The following is an 18112-nucleotide window of genomic DNA, read 5'->3' on the forward strand; positions in this document are numbered from 1 at the left end:
TCCCATTTTGCCCAAAACCGGTTGCTGATCCGTTTCTCCCCTTTTCAATGCGCTCCTGCGATGGCAGGGCGGAGTTGATCGGTTTGAAGGATGAGAACAACTCCGATCGGTGTTTTTTCGAATAAATGCCCTCATCACCGACTTTTGAAAGATTTGTTATTACCGTTGGGAGATTTGTGATAGTCTTCCTTCGGCAGCCGCTCTACTTTTCCTGGGTCAAAAACCATTTACCCAGTATGAAAAAACTACTATTCCTTGTTCTGGCTCAGCTGTTGGGCTACCTGGTACGGGCCCAGCCGGGAACTTTAGATCCAACCTTCAGTGGAAACGGGAAAGCCTTCACCCGGTTTAGCGCGACGCCAATGATGGAGCACAAGACCAACTTTGCTTATGCGATGGCCATTCAATCCGACGGAAAACCGGTCGTAGTCGGCGGAACAACCCCGGAATCAGGCCAGGGCGCTTTTGCCGTGGCTCGTTACAACACAAACGGTTCGCTGGACGAAACCTTTGGCAAGGGCGGCAAAGTCGCTTCGTTTTTGAGCAACAACGACGATGGCGCCTATGCCGTAGCCATTCAGCCAGATGGAAAGATCGTTGCCGGGGGATACTCACGGGCCGCGACCGCCCCTTCCCATTTTGCGTTGGTTCGGTACCTTGCCAATGGTTCGCCGGACCCGGATTTTGGGGAGGACGGTGTAGTTATTAGCGAAGCAGTCGTGGGTTTGATCTACGGGATCACCTTGCAGACGGTAGGGGGCGAAACGAAAATTGTGGCAGTGGGCGAGGCCAATGGTAAATTCCCGATCGTTCGCTACAACGCCAACGGGACGTTGGATACCGGGTTTGGTTCAGCAGGAACAGGCGTAATACTGACCGATTTTCCCGAAGGGCATGCCACGTCCGATGCGGTCGCAATCGGGCCCGACAATAAAATTTATGTGCTGGGTTCAGCGGGTGGCCCTACGGTGTTGGCCCGGATTACGGAAGCCGGAGTTCTGGATACCGGTTTTGGTGGAGGAGATGGCTATACCTTCCCCGAACTGGGTGATCAGACAATTGGCTATTCGCTGGAATTTCACGATAATAAAATCTATATCGGCGGAACGAGAGATCCCGATTTTCTGGTCGCTCGACTCACGGTGGAGGGCAATCTGGATACCGATTTTAGCGGAGACGGAATCGTTACCACCGCCGTGGGAGCCAACCAATCGGTGAGCGGAGGGTATTTGCAGGTTCAACCCGACGGGCGGCTTGTGATCGGGGGCGATATCACTGATCAGGACGGCGTATACCGAACGGCCGTTGTGCGGTTTTTGTCCGATGGAACACTGGATGCCACCTTCGATGGCCCGTCTTTGGATGGCAATGGCATAGTCGTCTTTGACGTGGATGAAAGCCTTAATACGTCCAGTTATACCTTAAAAACCTTTAATAATCGCATCTACATCGCTGGCGAAATTAACACCACTCGAACGCGGGCCTTCGTCGTCCGTCTGGCCGAAAATGGCAACCTGGATACGGATTTCAGCGGAGATGGAAAATCCAGCTTCGCCTGGAGCACTACCTTACCCCAAGTGGATTACAACATCAATTACGCGACGGCGATGGCCATTCAGCCCGACGGTAAACCTGTGGTCGCTGGCGAATCGTATGTGGAAGGAGGTACGAATTTTACGCCTTTCGCGCTGGCCCGCTTCAAAACCGACGGTTCGCTGGACGAAACCTTTGGTCAGGGCGGCAAAGTCACGACATTTTTGCGAAACGGATCCAACGGGCCCACTGCGGTTGCTATTCAGCCCGACGGAAAAATCGTAGTCGGCGGGTACGCACCGGGGGGCTCCGGGGAGTCCCGCTTTGCGCTGGTTCGGTACCTTGCCAACGGCTCGCCGGATCCGGATTTTGGGCAGGGTGGTGTGGTTGTCTCCGAAAGTTTACCCGGCGAAATCTACGGTCTGGCCTTGCAGCAAGTGAATGGTGAAACCAAAATCGTGGTGGCGGGTTACGGCAACGGAAAGTTTCCGGTGGCCCGCTACAACGCCAATGGAACGCTGGATACCGGTTTTGGCCCAACCGGCACGGGCATCGTACTGACCGATAACGGGGGGTATGCCACGGCCGTCATGATCGGTCCGGACAATAAAATTTATGTAATGGGGAGCATATCCCCCCAGCTGATCCTGGCCCGGTTTACGGCCAATGGAGTGCTGGATCCCGACTTTGGCGGAGGAGATGGCTATACGCTTTTTCAGGTGGGAGATAATGTGAACGGTTATTCCATGGATATCCACAATGGTAAAATCTATGTGGGCGGCACTTCCGTCCGGGATTTTCTGATTGTTCGTTTTACGTCAACGGGCGATCTGGATCTGGATTTTAGCGGAGATGGCTACGTCACGACCTCGGTGGACGGCGGTGGTGACGGGGGCTATTTGCAGGTATTACCCGATGGACGCATTGTCCTGGCGGGTGATTCGTATCCCGGTAGTCAAATCCGATCAGTGGTTTTGCGGTACCTGGCAGATGGCACGCTGGATGAAACCTTCGATGGTTCATCCAACGGCAATGGCAAGGTGGTCTTTGACTTCAGCGGCAGCAATGACGGTATTGTCAACACCCTGAAAATCTTCGGCAACCGCATTTATCTGGCCGGAGAAATTTACACCGGTCCGGATGAAGAATTTGCGATCGCGGCTCTTATAAATACGGGCGTTGGCGTTACTCAGTCGCCGACCCCGCCCTCCGCAACGGTTTGCCAGGGCGGCAGCACCAGCACGTTTATCCAGGCTACGGGCGACGGCCTGACTTATAAATGGTACAAAGGAGCCGCCAGCACGACCTCCGGCGTTGAAGTGACCGGCCAAACGTCGGCCACGCTGGTGCTGACCGACCTACAAACCGTTGGGACAGAAACCTACTATGCCCGCGTCATTGGCTCGGACAACTCGGAAGCCTGGTCGTCGGCCTTTACAGTACAAACGCTGGCGGCACCAACCGTGAGTTTCTCGCAGGGCAATCCAACGCCGTTAACTGTAACGCAGAATACGCCGAGTGTCGTGTTGACGCTCAACGGTTGTTCGGGCGGCACGTTGTCCTGGAATGGCCCGGGCGGCCCCAGCAGTTCGACCAGCATTTCGATTGGGACCGGCACCATCGGTACGCAGCTTTATTCGGCCACCTGCACGGCGGGGATATGCCAGCAGGTAACCAGTGCGACCGTGGTCGTAGCCGCGCCCACCGCAACCGGTTCCTACGACGGTTTTATCTATGGGGCCGATTGCAGCAGCTTCCGGGGCTGGGCCTGGGATCGCAACAAACCCAATACCGTGATCTCCGTCGATATTCTGGATGGTTCCAACGTTCTGGCCACCATTCCCGCCAACGAGTTCCGGCAGGACTTGAAAGACGCAGGAAAAGGCAACGGGATCCACGCCTTTCGCTGGACGATTCCGACCGAGCTGAAAGATGGCCAGCAGCACTATCTGTCGGCCCGGGTCAGTAGCAGCAGTTTTATCCTGAAAGACTCGCCCAAAGCCCTGATCTGCGAGGGAGGCACAGTTCCTCCACCGGCAAACAAACCGCCCGTAGCTCCCACCGTGACGCCACTGACGGCCCAGCAGGGCGTAAATTTTACGACCACTTTACCGGCTTTCACGGATCCGGAAGGCAGCACGCTCAGCTACAGTCTGGTAAGTTTGCCCGCGGGTTTAACTTTTACCAGTGCCACCCGTCAGATCAACGGCATCCCGACGGCCAGCGGTATTTTTGTGCTCACATACTCGGCGACCGATGGCAAAGGAGCGACTAATTCGGTCAGTTTCAACCTTATGGTGAATCCGGCGGCCACGACCCCGGTAACGGGTAGTTTTGAAGGCTACCTGGACAAAGTCGAATGCGGAACCATTCGCGGCTGGGTCTGGGACCGTAACAAACCCAATGCCCCCCTCACCCTGGAGTTCTACACCGGCAGCACGGTTTGGGGCAGTGTCGTCGCCAACATCTACCGCACCGATTTGAAGGATGCCGGCAAAGGCAACGGCGCCCATGCCTACAGCTTTGAGGTTCCGGCCGTTTTGAAAGACAATACCACCCGCCTGATTCGGGCTCGCGTGTCGGGTTCGACCTACGACTTGAAGGACTCGGGAAAACCGCTGACCTGTGCTCCACCCGTACCCACGCGGTTATCGGCCGAAACCGGTTCGGAGCTTGCGGTAACGCTTCTGGGCAACCCGGTTTCCGATCAGCTCCGGGTGGAAATCCGGGGAGTTGAGGGGCAACCGCTTCAGATGCAACTGACCGATGCCAGCGGGCGAGTGGTGCGGCAATACGCGATTGAAGCGGCAAAACCGGTGGAACAATTCAGTTTTCCGGTCAGTCAACAACCGGCCGGTTTGCTATTCCTGCGGGTCAGCACACTGGAGCAAAACCGAACGTTGAAGGTCGTCAAGCGGTAGAGAGTTTTAAAATTTTAATTCTGAACCATTCCGACACTCCGGCGGCCCTGCGGTCGGGGTGTTTTTTCCGCACCGGTTTTAAAACCAATTTATTAGCTGTCGTTCTTGCCATAAACAACTAAAAAACCGCTCCTGAAAGAGTTGTGATTGTGCCTTTAACCCAGGCTGGTTTCTTTGAACTCCCAGGCAAACAAACCGGGCAAGCTCAAGACACTTTACTTGCGTACAACACGTTCCATCTACCTGATTACCCGGCGACACGCCCCTCCGATATTCAGCAGCCAACTGGGGGTCAGCGATTTACCGGACCGGCCTCAGCCCCAGTTGGTCGTAATAATACCGGACGGTTTGAACGACGGCAGGCAGATTGCTGGGTTTGTCCTGGGCATCCCGCTCAATGATGATGTGGCCGGTAAACTTTTGGCGCATCAGTTCCCGGAAAACCGCCGGAAAATCAATTACGCCCGTCCCCACCGGTACATCCTTTAGTTTGGGGTCGTTGTAGGCGGCAATGTCTTTCAGGTGGAGCGCGATCAGATGACCTTCCAGCTTTTTCAGCCCTTCGACCGGATTGATGCCGCTCTTGGGCCAATGCCCGATGTCGGCACAAACCCTGAAATTGGGATGGTTTTTCAGGGCCGCCAGCACCGAATCCGGATGCCAGTAGGCGCTGACGCCCTTCCAGTGATTATGCAGGGCCACTTTGATGCCGTAGGCACCCGCCAGACTGTCCACGCTATCCCACAGATTGATGGGCGGTTCTGCCGTCACATACCTGACATTCAGTTTTTTCGCTAATTCGAACTCCCGGGTCCATTTGTCGATCGTTTTACCGCCAACGATGTAAATGGATTCCATCCGCAAGCCTTTGTTTTTCACCAGTTTGTTGAGTTTTTCAATGCCGGACGCCGACAGGTTCATGATCAACGAATCCTTCAGTTCGGAACCGGCCTTTCCAAAAGTATAGCCTTCGACGAATTTCAGTCCCGCACTGTCCGCTTTGGCAAGTTGTTCGGGAAACGGAAAGGGATTGAACGTGTACAGCGCAACGCCCAATTTCCAGTTTTTAGCATCCGAGCCACCGGCAATTTTCTGTTTAGGTTGCGCAAACAGGTTCGTGGAAAACACGAACAGTCCGGTGAAAAACAAAAGGACCAACCGAATCTTTCCGGGTTGGATTGCGGACTTAGCTGGGCAGGTTTCCGACTTTGTCATGGCACTTAAAAACGGGTTTAAGGAAAATGTACGCATCTTTTCAAATTTATGATCACCTTCTGGCGAACCGGCAAATCATGGGGAATCGAAAACCGCACGATCTCAACGGCTTCGCATCCAATTTCGGTTGAGTTGAAACCGGTTTTCACAAAACTCCTCATTATTTGCAATTTTGGTAAATCATCACCAATCTGGCGAACAAAATACCGGTTTTTGATGAGACGAAATTGAAGCGATTAAACACTTACTCCTCCGCACTGGTATGGTACGCCAATTCCTGGAACGGTACGGTGCAGGTTTTTGAAGTCAGTCCGGATAAAAAAGTGGTCTGGGCGCTCTCCTCCTGGAAAGACCCCGATTTAGACCCGGCTACTTCGTGCCGGATTTCAACCGGATTGGTGATCGGACTACTGGGTTTCACTACCTTTCTTTTTCTCCAGTCTTTCTTGCTGAATGAGTTTTCGGTAGCCGTGTCGTTCGGGCTGGCTTTTATCGTCAACACCGGTATCAATTTAATAGCCAATCGGGTGTTCTGATCGGTGTTGATTCAGAAATTCCGGCGACTCGCTTCGGTCTTCAAAACTGGCAAACGCGGAAAAATCCCGCTCATGGCCAGGGCGATAAACCGACTCGTCTATTCATCCCGGTTCGCTTTGCGGAGGTGTCGTTGCGGCAAAAGCAGCGCCCACAAGATAAGGCCGGACTAATTTTGCCGGAATTCACGACGGAATCGGCGTTTAGTGGAAATACGCGCGGAAAGGCAATAATGCACGTACTGGAGTACCGCATCAAACCCATAACGCAGTTTCTAGCTGCATGAACCGACTAAACCGCTTTCAAAAAATCGGGGATCAGACCCAATCCGTTCCGATTGCATCTGATCCCCGATTGACTGATTGACAGGCACCAATCATTTCCCATGATCCGGGAAATAACCGGTACGGTTTTATTGTTTATCCCACCAGACGCGTGTTTTATAATTGTCGGCTCCCTGGCGTGCTACCGTTGCATTGTAATTAACCGCATTCAAAACCGGTTCATCGTCCGGGTAGCGCAACCGATGGGGATAGGTTCCGCCGGTTTCGTTGTCGGGGTAGTTGACCGGAACCAGTTTCGGATAGCCCGACCGGCGGACGTTGGCGTACGACTCATAACCGTTCAGGAAGGTCGCCACCCAGTATTCAGAATTGATCTGCTCAAAGGCTTTTTCCTTGTCGGCAATCCCCACAAACGGAAACGCGGTCAGGTAGGCATTGATGTCGGCGTCCGGTATCGTGGCCGATGCGTCATACTGCTGGAGCATTTTCATGGCACCCGTTACGCCGTTCCGGTAGAACTGAGCGGCATCGCCGGGAATCCAGCCCCGAACAGCCGCTTCGGCCAGCATCAATTGAACTTCGGCATACGTCAGCAGCATTCTCGGCCCGTCCAGTTTAGCAAACACATCCCGGTTAACGCCGGAATACTGGTGTTCCTGCCCCGGCGCGTTCGGATCATAACTGGGATCTTTGGGCAGCGTAATCCGGTCCAGGCCATTGGGCATCCCCTTCTGAACGGCCGGATTCGTGTTTTTGGTCGCCACATTGGTCGGGTCCGTGTAAACCGCAACCGTGTATTTCAGCCGCGGATCATTATGACTTTTCATGTAGTCAAAGAAAGTCTTGGCAATTTTCCCCGGACTTCTTCCCGAAACACTTAACACCCAGCTCTGGCCGTTGGTCAACACTTCCTGCGTACCATTTTTGTCGGTTCCTTTGATATACAGGTTATCGTCAATGCCGGTAAATACTCCCCCGGCAATCGCTTTTTTGACCCACGACTCGGCAGCCGCCGGATCTACTTTGGACATTCGCATGCCCAACCGCAGCATCATCGAATAGCCAAAACGTTTCCACTTGGCAATGTTTCCGCCGTAGGCGATGTCGGCCGAAGTGAAAAGTGCCTGGCTGGCATCGAGTTTGGCGGTGGCGTCTTCCAGTTCACTCAGCATGTGCGCGTAAATATCTTTCTGCGCATCGTATTTGGGTTTGTAAATCTGCTGGTAATACCCCTGATTGGCTTCGAAATACGGAAGGTCGCCGTACATGTCCGTCAGCCGGTGATAAATCACGGTTTTCCAGATTCGGGCCATGTGGTACAGATTGTAATACTGCGGTTTGTCTTTCGACAAGGTGATCACGTCCTCAATCAGTTTGGACGAACCGGAAATGGCGTTGAACGTACCTTTCCACATGGCTTCGTTGTTTCCCTTGTGGTAAACGTATTTGTCACCCTGAAAATCAAAGATTCCCACGTTGCTCAGTGTTGCCATGTGCTGAACAAAGGGTTCGGCATAATTCAGGCTGGTGGATTCATCACCTTTTGCCGTATTGTATTGCCCGGTCGTAAACAGGTATGCCGGATTGAACCGGTCAGCCGTCACCGCATTGGGGTCTTTATTCAGTTCTTCAAACCCATTGTCACAGGCAGAAAGGGACAACAGGCTGCCAGCGAAGAATATAAAAAATCGTTTTTTCATCGGAAGTAGTATTAGCCGTTGCACCATTAGAATTTCAAATTCACGTTAAAACCATAACTGCGGGTTGGTGGCAACGGAGTCATTTCAATCCCCTGATCGTTGCCCGCCGACAGGTTGGTCTCGGGGTCCAGGCCGGGAGTATGTTTCATGAGAATACTCAGGTTCCGGCCCACCAGCGACACGCTGGCTCCTTTGACAAACCCGATTCTTTCGTAGAGTGATTTCGGCAAACTGTAGGTGAGCGAAACATACCGCAGCTTGATGAAGCTGGCGTCGTAGATATAATCGTCCAGCGCATCCCGTCGCCGAACCACAATCGCCCGGTTATTGACCCGGTCGGCGGTTACCAGCACTTTATTTTCTTCTCCGCTTTCCGTAACACCGGGAAGAACCGCTCCGGACGCCCGGCCCAGCAGCGAACCCAGCGACATCCCGCGGTGGTCGAGGCTGTAATTGGTTTCCGAGTAGATTTTACCGCCGAATTTTCCGTCAATCTGGGCCGAAAGCGTCAACCCCTTGTACGAGAAGGAGTTGATTAAACCGGTCGTGTATTTGTTGATCCCGGAACCGAACGCAACCACGTCGGTGGGAACAATCGGCAGGCCGGTCGCGTCGATGATATCCCGTCCCTGCGCATCCCGTTTGATGGTCCGCCCAACGATCTGCGAATATTCCTGTCCTTCAATGTGTTTGATGAATGCTTTGGTCGACGTGGCCAGAATCAGTTCTTTGGACGTATTCGAGATTTTCAGCACCTTGCTTTTGTTGTAGGCCAGGTTGAACGACACATCCCAGGTGAAATTTTTAGACACCACCGGTTTTACCGTTGCCAGAAACTCGATCCCCCGGTTACGGATTTCTCCCACGTTCACCGACACCCCGGAATAACCGGTTGTCGACGAGATGCTCTCGATCGCAATGTCGTTCGTAGTCAGCTTGTTGTAAGCAGCAATGTCAAAACCGAGTCGGTTGTTAAATAACCGCAGGTCCAGACCGGCTTCAAATTCGTTCACGCTGAGCGGCCGCAAATTGCTGTTCGGAACGGTAAACTGATTGATCGTCCCGAGCGAACGACCGTCGTAATTATAGGGCAGCAAACCGTACGTCAGGTTGAGCAGATACGGGTCCGTATCCCCACCCACGGCGGCATAAGCCACCCGCAGTTTCCCAAAACTGATGGCCTTGGGCATCTCAAACGCCTGCGAGAACACGAAACTCACCCCGGCCGACGGATAAAAGAAGTTGTTCGATTTCGGGTTCAGGGTTGAAAACCAGTCATTCCGACCGGTCAGATTCAGGTACAGGTAGTTTCGGTAACTCAACTCCGCCGTGGCAAAGACCGAATTGATCTTTTTATCGTAGGTCTGCGTAGTGGTATTTTTAGTCGCGGTGTTGTTGATCACAAACAGCTGCGGAACCACAATTCCCGACCCCACAATCGTCGTGGTGTAGCGGTGCTGCGACATCAGGTTCCCTCCCAGATTCACCGACAGGTCAAAATCCTTGTTCAGGCTTCGGTTCAAACCAATCATTCCCTCAAAATTTCGTTCCCAGAAATTCTGCTGAGCCTGGTCAATCTGACCGCCCGGCCGGTAACCGGTTCCGTCGGGAACAATTTTATTCGCCGTGAACCCGTAGTAATCCTGCCCGACTTTGCCCTGCACAAAAAGCCAGTCGAAAATATTGTACCGCAGGTTCAGGGTCGAAATAAACCGGTCTTTGTCCGTCCGGTTTTTAATCCGGTTCAGGGTGTAATACGGGTTCGTCGCGTTTAAGTCGGTTCCCAGCACCTTTTCCTTGAAATTGGCGTCATACCCCGGCAACAGGGCGCTGGTCGGCATGTTGCTGTTGACGTACAGGATGGTTCCGGCGCTGTTCCCCGAATTCCCCGTAAACACGTAGCGGTTATCCACGCGTTCGTTGATGTAATCCACGTTGGCCGACAGGGTGAGGTTTTTGGAGATATGCTGGTTGAGTCCGAGGCTGATGTTGTCCCGGCGCATGGTCGCGTTCGGAATGATACCCCGATTTCGCATGTCCGTAATACCCAACCGAAAACTGCCATTGTCGCCACCGCCCGAAAAGGAAATGCTGTTGGTGCTGGTATGACCGGTGCCGTAGAAATCGTCCAGAACCTGGTCTTTTACGTACGAATAAGGCCGTTTCACTCCGTCCAGCTGAACCGTTTCAGAACCGTCGTACAACGCTCCCCAGTGATTTTGACCGTGGTTGGCGGCATCCTGCTGGCTCGCCGGTTTCACCCCGCCGTAGCCCTGTCCGTATTCTTTTTGCAATTGCCAGAGGAAAAAAGGCACTTCAAAGGTGTTGTTCGAATTGAATTCAACGCCCAGCCCTTTGTTGCCTTTGCCCGATTTGGTGGTGATGACGATGGCACCGTTTTTCGCCCGCGAACCGTATAAAGCGGCCGCCGTGGCTCCCTTCAGAACCGTAACATCTTCCACATCGTCGGGGTTGATGCTGGAAATGTTATCCCCAAAATCCGGGTTGTCATTTTTGGGTCCGCCAAACTGCGTATTGTCCATCGGCAAGCCGTTGATGATGTACAACGGCTGGTTGTTGCCGGAAATGGACGTGTTTCCCCGGATGGTAACGCGGCTGGAACCGGCCGGTCCCGTTGCCGCCGGACTAATATTGACCCCGGCCACCTTGCCGTTCAGGGAGTTGGCAAAGTTGGTCTCCCGGGTTTTCGTAAAGTTGTCGCCGTCCACTTTGGTGACCGAATACCCCAGCGATTTCGTTTCCTTGCGAATCCCCAACGCCGTCACCACCACTTCGTCCAGCGCCTTGCTTTCTGCCTGCATCCGAATCTGGAGCGTCGTCTGGTTGGCGACCTGAACTTCCTGGGCCGTATAGCCCACAAACGAAAAAACAAGCACCGAGCCAGCGGAAGGCACATTGATCGAGAAGTTACCTCCTGCGTCGGAAGTGGTTCCCTGCTGGGTGCCTTTCACTACAATGCTGACGCCCGGCAGGGCGTCTCCCTTTTCGTCGCTGACTTTTCCCTTGATAATTTCGACCGGTTTGGGCAACGATCGGCTCAGCACATTGACTTCTTTCCGGGCTGGTGATTCCGGTTTCGCAAAGGGTGCCGAATGAGCCGTGCCCGACACGATGGCCATGGCGGCCAGCAGGGTCCATCGCTTGTAGCCAAAAGCGTACGGGTTCCCATTGATTGGTACTAGTTTTCGTTTCATTCAAAAATTTTTGGGTTGGAATATGCACTTACCTTCCAGCTCTTTCTCCAGCAGTTACGGAGTGATTCTGGCAATTACATATACGCCCATAGGCCCATTGCGTACTACGATTATTTCTATTAAAAAAAAATAAATTCCTAAACGGCTCCAAAGACCGGTGGTTAGGGGTTGAAATGCACCAGAACCGGCCCGTTTCCAACTGTATAGTGGTTTTCGAACGAGCGTCGCGTCAGGGCGGTTGATAAAAAAAGTCGAGCGCCGATGGGCCGGTTTGGGCCGTTTGACGTATTCATGGTATAACAAGCCTTGATTCCTAAACTCCGGATCGTCAAATGAACCCGCTCAACCCCCTTTCCCGACGCAAATTCTTAGAAAAAGTAACGCCCTCCACCCTGGCGGTTTTGGCCGGTGCACACCTGCTTCCGGCTGTAACGGCGACGGCCAAAACCGGTCAGAGCGCGTTTTCGCAACCGCTTAAGCAGGAAGAAAAAAAGTTTGTGCCGGTCATGATCACGCCCTTCAAAACCGGGTCGGCCATTGAATACGACCACCTTTCCCGGCTGATCGACTTTTACCTGGCGGCCGGAGCAAAAGGTTTTTTTGCCAATTGCCTGAGCAGTGAAATGTATTTTCTGACCGATCAGGAACGCATCGACCTGACGCGGCACGTGGTGAAACACGTCAACGGAAAAGTCCCGGTTGTCTCGACGGGCTCGTTCGGCGATACGATGGATGCGAAGGTTTCTTTTGCCAAGAAAATCCACGACACCGGCGTTGACGGCGTCATTCTGATTTCCAGTCATTTTGCGGAGAAAAGCGAAAGCGATGCGGTTTTGCTGGCCAATTTCGAGCAATTCCTCGCGCAGACCGGCAACATGAAAGTGGGAACGTATGAATGCCCCAATCCCTACAAGCGGCTTATTTCGCCGGAGGTCTTCAAAGCCCTCGTATCAAACAAGCGGTTTATTTACCACAAGGATACGTCCGAAGACATTAAAAACATCGAAACCAAACTGGCCATTGCGCGCGGAACCCAGCTGGAATTCTATAACGCGCATTCGGCTTCGGCAGCCGCGTCTCTGCAAAAAGGGGGCCGGGGCATGTCGCCAATCTCCGGAAATTTCTACCCCGAAATCCACAGCTGGCTGTGCAAGTACGCCAACGACAAATCAAAAGCAGCCGATGTTCAGTGGATTCAGGAGGAAATCGCCCGAACGGAGCCCATCATTTCCGTCGCGTATCCGCTCAGTTCCAAGTATTTTTTAAAGAAACGAGGAGTACCTCTGGAACTGGTGTGCCGGTCAAAGGCAAAATCCATTTCGGCAGAACAGCAACAAATTCTCGACAACACCTACACGGTTTTCCTCGGCTGGTGCGACCGGCTGGGCATCAAAGCTGCTCAGGGGAAAATCTAACTCTCTGATAAACAAGCATTAAAACCGCACACGAATCGCCACTACAGCGGGCCGTTTCCCAGGGAGATGGCTCGCACGACCTTATTGTACCGGGTTGCGTCCTTCCGGATCAAACCGCACCAGCGCATTGCCGAGCTTTACTTCTTCGTTTTTCGTCACCCGCACCAGACGCCCAAAAGCATCTTTTCGCACCTGGATCGAGGCATCGTCAAATCGTTTGAAGGTTGCCCAATCGACATACGCCCGGTTGGATTCAATGTCCAGAAAACCGCCCGACTCCAGCGGGTGCCGATCCAGTTCCGGCACATAAACAACCGTCAGTGTAATCGGCTGGTTGGTTTTGGAATAGAATGTCCAGGTCAGTTTCATGAGGTGGCGGTTGCTCCCATCAGCAGCAAGGTGAATAATTCGGGCGAAAGCCGGTGCCGCAGCAATTCGAGCGCGCGGTGTTTCTGTTTCTTGACGGTATTGATCGACATGCCCAGTTCGTCCGCAATTTCCTGATTTTTCTTGCCTTCCAGGTAACTCATGACCGAAATCTGGCGGTAATTTTCGGGCAGTGCCGCGATCGCAATGTGAATTTCGGCCATTACTTCGGCAGAAATGATGGCCTCCAGGATGGAGCGTTCTTCCGGCTCGGACGTGCCCTGCTGCCGGACATACTCCTCCACCACCTTACCGTGTCGAATGGCATTCAGGCTCGCATTGCGGACCGTGCTGTACAGGTAGTTCTTGACGGCAATGCGATCCGCCAGAACAAACTCCCGTTCCTGCCAGTATTTTATAAACGCATCCTGCACAATGTCCTGCGCCTGATCCTGATCTTTGACCAATTGAAGGGAAAAATAGACCAGACGATCGTAAAACTCATTGAACAGCCGTTCCAGATCCAGCAGAACCGGTTTTTCTGCCGAATCGCTCTCTGTCGATAACAACCTCCTGAAAGCGCCCATTTTAATAGAACATGATTGAATCCCCACCCGTAATCGACCGGCCGAATTACAAATATTGAATAAATAATCTATAAATAGTCTAATAAAGTAGATTATTCTGTAATTATCCTTTACCGCAAAATAAATACTACACAATTTTGCAATTTAATCAAGACCATAAGAGCTGGTTTCGCGTTAATATCGGATGTGTGGCTTTATTTTTGAGGTATTGATAGCATTTCATACGCACATTTTGGCGGCTTAAACCTCCTTTTCAACCACTGACCCTTTTTTCACTAACTACGTATCAATCCGGAGTTTAACTTCGAACCACGAACATTAAACAGCTCTCGCTAAAGAACATCATGAGTGTCGTACTTAAACCTACTGTCAGTAACATCATCAATCTCTGGTTTGGCGCCGATACCCCGATCCGCCAGTACAAAATCAAACTGAACCCGGATTTGTGGGGCGCTTGCCAGCAAATTAATCAGGATTTTTATCCGCCTTCCAAAAACCGGACCATCGAGCAATACCGCAAGTCGGATAAAGTGGCCTTTGCCAAAGCGGTTCTGGAAGAACTGGAGCGGAACAAGCAAGCCAATGCCAATACGACGTTGTGGCTCAATTGATTCGTTGCCGTTCCTACTTGTTCTCTGAATACCCCGTTGCTTTCAATATAAAATCGACGATCGGTTGTGGGTTGGGTAAACTGTGCGGATGGTGGCCGATCAGCGGTTTATGAATCACCTCGATGTTGCCACCGGCGGCTTTTATTTTCGCTTCAAACGCATTGGTGTTTTCGTCGACGGGCACCGCTTCATCCACGTCCCCAACGACGTGCAGCAGCGGAAAACCGCCTTTGACAATTTCGGGGACCAGATCGATGGGATTGCCTTTGAAAGCCAGGGCTTCTTCTTCCGTTTTCAGGTTGAAATCCTTTTTAAACGTTTCCCAGTCTTTGGGGGCACCCGGTCCTTTGCCTTTGCCACCGGGCCAGCTTTTCAGGTCGAGAACGGGCGCATCGGCGTAAATGGCCGCGACACGCCTGGGGTATTTGACCGCCCAGCGATACATATACACGCCCCCGCGGCTCATGCCCTCCATCGCCGACTTTGATGCCAGACCGGCTCTGGTCAGAATCTGGTAATAGGCATCCCAGATGGCAATGGCTTCGTCGTTGCCAAACAACTCGGCCACATCGCAATAGACAACGTGAAAACCGCGTTCCAGCAGGGCAATGTCGGTTTGGGGCTCGTGGCCCCAGAACCGGGCACGCCAGATCCACGGATGGCCCGGAGCTGACCGCTTGGGTACCACAATCCTGGAATTATGGCCCTGAAACGTAAAATCGTGCCCCCGAAAACCGTAGAAATTAAAGGGTTGCGTCGTCAGCTTTGCGTTTTTAATGAGGTCAAACCCCGGTTCCTCTTTCCGCCGAATGAACGCATTAATCCGATGGGCGATGCGGGCGGTTCCTTCCACATTCGGGTGAACCCTGTCGGGCACCAGGTTCTCCGCATCCAGAAACAAATTATACAGATTGATCACCTCACAACCGGTTTCGTAAGCGACCTGCCGCACACCGGGAAGGATTTTTTTCTCCACAACACTGGCCGTAATCCCGGTCGTATCCGCCGAAAAAACCGGTACCGGGGTTATCAGAACCACCCGAGGTTTGCCCGGCAATTGCTGAAAAGATGCGATGAGGTCTTTATAATCCTGCTCATATTCCTTCAGGAAAACCCGGTTCACCGGTTTGCTGTCGTTGGTTCCCAGTTTGATAAACACCCAATCGGGCTGGAAATCAAGCGCCTGACGGTATTCGGTGCTGGCCCGGTACGGCAGATTTCCCTTGGTTAGTAAAGTCGCTCCGCTTTTTCCGAAGTTCCTGACTTCGTAACGATCGCCGAGCAAAACCGCTAACCGGGCCGGATAGCTGTTATTTTCCCGTTCGGGCAATACAGTCCCGTGCGTGATGCTGTTGCCGACGCAGGCAATCCGGATTTTCCTCTGAGCGGATGCCGGGAGAGCAAGCAGGGTAAGAAAAATAAAAAGAAGCGAGCGCATTCGTCGTGTCGTTAAGATACGGGTTGAGTAGACTTAGTACGGGGCCGTCGGTCCGTGGGTACGTTAGGGAGTCATGAATTGCCAGGAAACCGTCGTGTAATGAAAACCGGGGTCTTTGGGCGCAATCCAGCTACCAACCCGTTCGCCTTTTTTGTTCTTTTTAACTTCCAGTTTCGCCCAGGTAAACTTTCCGCGTTCGTAATCGAACGTTTTGCCGTCGTCGTCATACAGCATCCAACTGGCTTCCGTTTTTCCGTAAAACCGGACGGTCAGCGGTAGTTTGTCGGTTTCCGTCGGCGTATGTAAAACCGGTGGAATCATTGGAATAATACCGCCCTCCTTCACAAATAACGGAATTTTTGAAAGTCCCGGAGTGATTTCAATCACCTCTCCTTCGCCGACCGGTTTTCCGGTGTAAAAGTCGTACCACTTCCCGAGCGGTAACACCACTTTCCGGCTCTTTTCTCCGGTAAACAAGGGTGCCACCAGCAGGTAATCACCGACCATAAACTGGTCTTTGATGTCTTTTTTTACCGCCATCGCATACGGATTTTCGGACGAATTCAACTGTCCGGCAGTGGCTTTCTCGTCGAACGAAAAACCGTCAACCAGGTTCATCGCCCGGATGGGCGGTTTTCCTTCCCAATGATACTGCGCAAAGGTTGTGTAGAGATACGGAAGGAGTTGCATCCGCAGCAGCATCACCGCTTTCACCTCCTCGGCCACCTCGGGAAACGTCCAGGGTTTGGTGCCGTCGAACCAGGCATTGAGCATTGCCATCGGCGAAAAACATACCGTCTGCATCCGGCGCAGCCACTCTTCGCCCGTTTGCGACTTTCGGGCTTCGGGCGTCCACAAAACACCGGCAAAGCTACTGGTACACAAGGCCGTAATAAAATCCCGATGGTCGTAATAATCGTTATAAATTACGTACGGCATAGCGGGCGATCCGGCGTTGGAACCCCGCACCAGGCCATATGTCCGCTGATTCAGTTCCCGAAACCAGCCGTCGGTCATCTTCTGGAACTGTAAGCCGTAAATCTGCCGCATTTGTTCCGCGCCAATCCCGGATGGAAATTTGGCCACATCCGGCCACAACCAGTGGTCAAACCCATCCACCTCGTCCACTTTATAACCCGAAACACCGATGGTCAGGTGTTGTTTCGAGAACAAATCCTTGTAGAGGCTGCGGGCCGATGCCGTATTGAAATCAGGCACCCGACCCACCCAAACCGTATGCGAACCGGTGTACGGCAAAACGTCCCTGAAAATGGGCGAATGCGAAGAAACATACGGATTGATCCACAAATTGGAACGGATATTTTTCGCGGCCAGCTGCGCCAGAAACCGGGCGGGGTTTGGAAACCGGGTGCTGTCCCAGACAAAGCTGTTGGGGTACGAGTGCGACTGCCAGCCGGGTTCCAGGCCGACAAAACTCAGTGGATAGCCTTTGGTCTCAAAATCAGCCACTTCCTTCAGGATTTGTTCGTCCGTAAACAAGGTTGGCGTGCGGTGCGTAAAACCCAGCCCCCATTTGGGCGGCAGGGTCCCCCCGCCACAATAGAGATTGTACCGCTGCATGACTTCCATCGCGTTGCGTCCCGCAAAGACGTACACTTCCGTTCCGGCCGCCGGAATCACCATTTCGACGGCATCGGAATACGGCTGCGGATTCCAGTTCTTCTGCGTATTCCGGTTCATTTCGGGGGGCGTATTTTTTCCTTCCGCCAACACGCCCGAACCGGCGTAGACCGTGATGTAGCGCGCAGAATTGACCAGAACGCCATAGCCCAGGTTGGAGACGTACAGCGGAACCGGCGCGTGTGTCCGGCCGTTGTCCTTCCCGTTATAGTGATCGACGTGCAGCGTCTTGATCGAGCCCCGCTGCTGAACGGATTTGAAATTAAGCCCCAATCCGAAAAGTTGCTCGTCGTGTTGCAACGGAAATCGCAAATACGTTTTTCCATCGGTTTTCTCATGAACACTTTCGCTCAAAACCGCCGGAAACGGCCTATCTCCCAGCTTTTGCAGACCGTCCAGCCGGGGTTTCACTTCGGCAACGCCCAACGGCGTAATGCCATCGGAGCTTCCCACCACGGCCTTCCACACACCCGGCGCGACGGGCTGCCACTGAAAGGCCGATTGCTGCGCAAAACCGGCGGTTGAAATCAGCAGAAAAAACGTTAAGGAATGGATTGTGACGAAAGAGGAAATTCGCATAGTTGAACGTGAACGAGGGATTAGGAACGCTTTTTTACTTAGCAGTCCACGGTTTTAACCGTGGACTATTAGA

At 52.8% G+C, this 18112-nt stretch carries 12 protein-coding genes; 4 read left to right on the top strand and 8 right to left on the bottom strand.

The window, feature by feature from the left end:
• The first annotated feature begins 236 nt into the window (after positions 1-236).
• The gene (locus EHT25_RS22015; protein ID WP_185731447.1) at positions 237-4454 is read left to right on the top strand and encodes an Ig-like domain-containing protein; all 4218 of its coding nucleotides are present in this window, start codon (positions 237-239) and stop codon (positions 4452-4454) included.
• 300 nt (positions 4455-4754) lie between these two features.
• Here EHT25_RS22015 and EHT25_RS22020 read toward each other — a convergent pair whose 3' ends face one another.
• A complete protein-coding gene (locus tag EHT25_RS22020) occupies positions 4755-5582 on the bottom strand; it encodes a sugar phosphate isomerase/epimerase family protein (RefSeq protein ID WP_229311733.1) in 828 nt (275 codons plus the stop codon).
• A gap of 314 nt (positions 5583-5896) precedes the next feature.
• Between EHT25_RS22020 and EHT25_RS22025 the strand changes: the two genes are divergently transcribed.
• A complete protein-coding gene (locus tag EHT25_RS22025; RefSeq protein ID WP_124877333.1) occupies positions 5897-6205 on the top strand; it encodes a hypothetical protein in 309 nt (102 codons plus the stop codon).
• Positions 6206-6615: 410 nt separating this feature from the next.
• On the opposite strand, the gene EHT25_RS22030 is transcribed toward EHT25_RS22025, so the two are convergent.
• From EHT25_RS22030 to EHT25_RS33315, 3 genes are all read right to left on the bottom strand, one after another.
• Complete coding sequence (locus tag EHT25_RS22030; RefSeq protein ID WP_185731448.1) at positions 6616-8187, bottom strand: SusD/RagB family nutrient-binding outer membrane lipoprotein; 1572 nt, start codon at positions 8185-8187, stop codon at positions 6616-6618.
• Between the two features lie 26 nt (positions 8188-8213).
• Positions 8214-11402, bottom strand: coding sequence for a SusC/RagA family TonB-linked outer membrane protein (locus EHT25_RS22035; RefSeq protein WP_124877335.1), 3189 nt, complete (start codon positions 11400-11402; stop codon positions 8214-8216).
• A gap of 161 nt (positions 11403-11563) precedes the next feature.
• Complete coding sequence (locus EHT25_RS33315; RefSeq protein ID WP_262707850.1) at positions 11564-11695, bottom strand: hypothetical protein; 132 nt, start codon at positions 11693-11695, stop codon at positions 11564-11566.
• A gap of 39 nt (positions 11696-11734) precedes the next feature.
• On the opposite strand from EHT25_RS33315, the gene EHT25_RS22040 reads away from it, so the two are divergent.
• A complete protein-coding gene (locus tag EHT25_RS22040) occupies positions 11735-12817 on the top strand; it encodes a dihydrodipicolinate synthase family protein (RefSeq protein WP_124877336.1) in 1083 nt (360 codons plus the stop codon).
• A gap of 81 nt (positions 12818-12898) precedes the next feature.
• On the opposite strand, the gene EHT25_RS22045 is transcribed toward EHT25_RS22040, so the two are convergent.
• Together EHT25_RS22045 and EHT25_RS22050 are read right to left on the bottom strand one after the other, a co-directional pair.
• Positions 12899-13186, bottom strand: a complete 288-nt coding sequence (locus tag EHT25_RS22045; protein WP_124877337.1) for a hypothetical protein — start codon at positions 13184-13186, stop codon at positions 12899-12901.
• Positions 13183-13770 (bottom strand): RNA polymerase sigma-70 factor, encoded by a 588-nt coding sequence (locus EHT25_RS22050; protein WP_124877338.1) that lies wholly within the window; start codon positions 13768-13770, stop codon positions 13183-13185. Before EHT25_RS22050 ends, EHT25_RS22045 begins: the two co-directional genes overlap by 4 nt.
• A gap of 344 nt (positions 13771-14114) precedes the next feature.
• Between EHT25_RS22050 and EHT25_RS22055 the strand changes: the two genes are divergently transcribed.
• Positions 14115-14381: a hypothetical protein gene (locus EHT25_RS22055; RefSeq protein WP_124877339.1), complete on the top strand. Its 267-nt coding sequence runs from the start codon at positions 14115-14117 to the stop codon at positions 14379-14381.
• A gap of 13 nt (positions 14382-14394) precedes the next feature.
• Here the strand turns inward: EHT25_RS22055 and EHT25_RS22060 are convergent, their stop codons facing one another.
• Together EHT25_RS22060 and EHT25_RS22065 are read right to left on the bottom strand one after the other, a co-directional pair.
• On the bottom strand, positions 14395-15819 hold the full coding sequence (locus EHT25_RS22060; protein WP_124877340.1) for a GDSL-type esterase/lipase family protein: 1425 nt from the start codon (positions 15817-15819) through the stop codon (positions 14395-14397).
• 63 nt (positions 15820-15882) lie between these two features.
• Positions 15883-18039: a glycoside hydrolase family 31 protein gene (locus EHT25_RS22065; RefSeq protein WP_124877341.1), complete on the bottom strand. Its 2157-nt coding sequence runs from the start codon at positions 18037-18039 to the stop codon at positions 15883-15885.
• Positions 18040-18112: the final 73 nt, after the last annotated feature.

The sequence above is a fragment of the Larkinella rosea genome, assembly GCF_003858635.1.
Taxonomy (GTDB): Bacteria; Bacteroidota; Bacteroidia; order Cytophagales; family Spirosomataceae; genus Larkinella; species Larkinella rosea.

Coding starts and splice junctions, on each gene's coding strand:
- EHT25_RS22015 (WP_185731447.1), top strand. CDS start 237: ATGAAAAAACTACTATTCCTTGTTCTGGCTCAGCTGTTGGGCTACCTG.
- EHT25_RS22030 (WP_185731448.1), bottom strand. CDS start 8,187: ATGAAAAAACGATTTTTTATATTCTTCGCTGGCAGCCTGTTGTCCCTT.
- EHT25_RS22035 (WP_124877335.1), bottom strand. CDS start 11,402: ATGAAACGAAAACTAGTACCAATCAATGGGAACCCGTACGCTTTTGGC.
- EHT25_RS33315 (WP_262707850.1), bottom strand. CDS start 11,695: ATGAATACGTCAAACGGCCCAAACCGGCCCATCGGCGCTCGACTTTTT.
- EHT25_RS22040 (WP_124877336.1), top strand. CDS start 11,735: ATGAACCCGCTCAACCCCCTTTCCCGACGCAAATTCTTAGAAAAAGTA.
- EHT25_RS22045 (WP_124877337.1), bottom strand. CDS start 13,186: ATGAAACTGACCTGGACATTCTATTCCAAAACCAACCAGCCGATTACA.
- EHT25_RS22050 (WP_124877338.1), bottom strand. CDS start 13,770: ATGGGCGCTTTCAGGAGGTTGTTATCGACAGAGAGCGATTCGGCAGAA.
- EHT25_RS22055 (WP_124877339.1), top strand. CDS start 14,115: ATGAGTGTCGTACTTAAACCTACTGTCAGTAACATCATCAATCTCTGG.
- EHT25_RS22060 (WP_124877340.1), bottom strand. CDS start 15,819: ATGCGCTCGCTTCTTTTTATTTTTCTTACCCTGCTTGCTCTCCCGGCA.
- EHT25_RS22065 (WP_124877341.1), bottom strand. CDS start 18,039: ATGCGAATTTCCTCTTTCGTCACAATCCATTCCTTAACGTTTTTTCTG.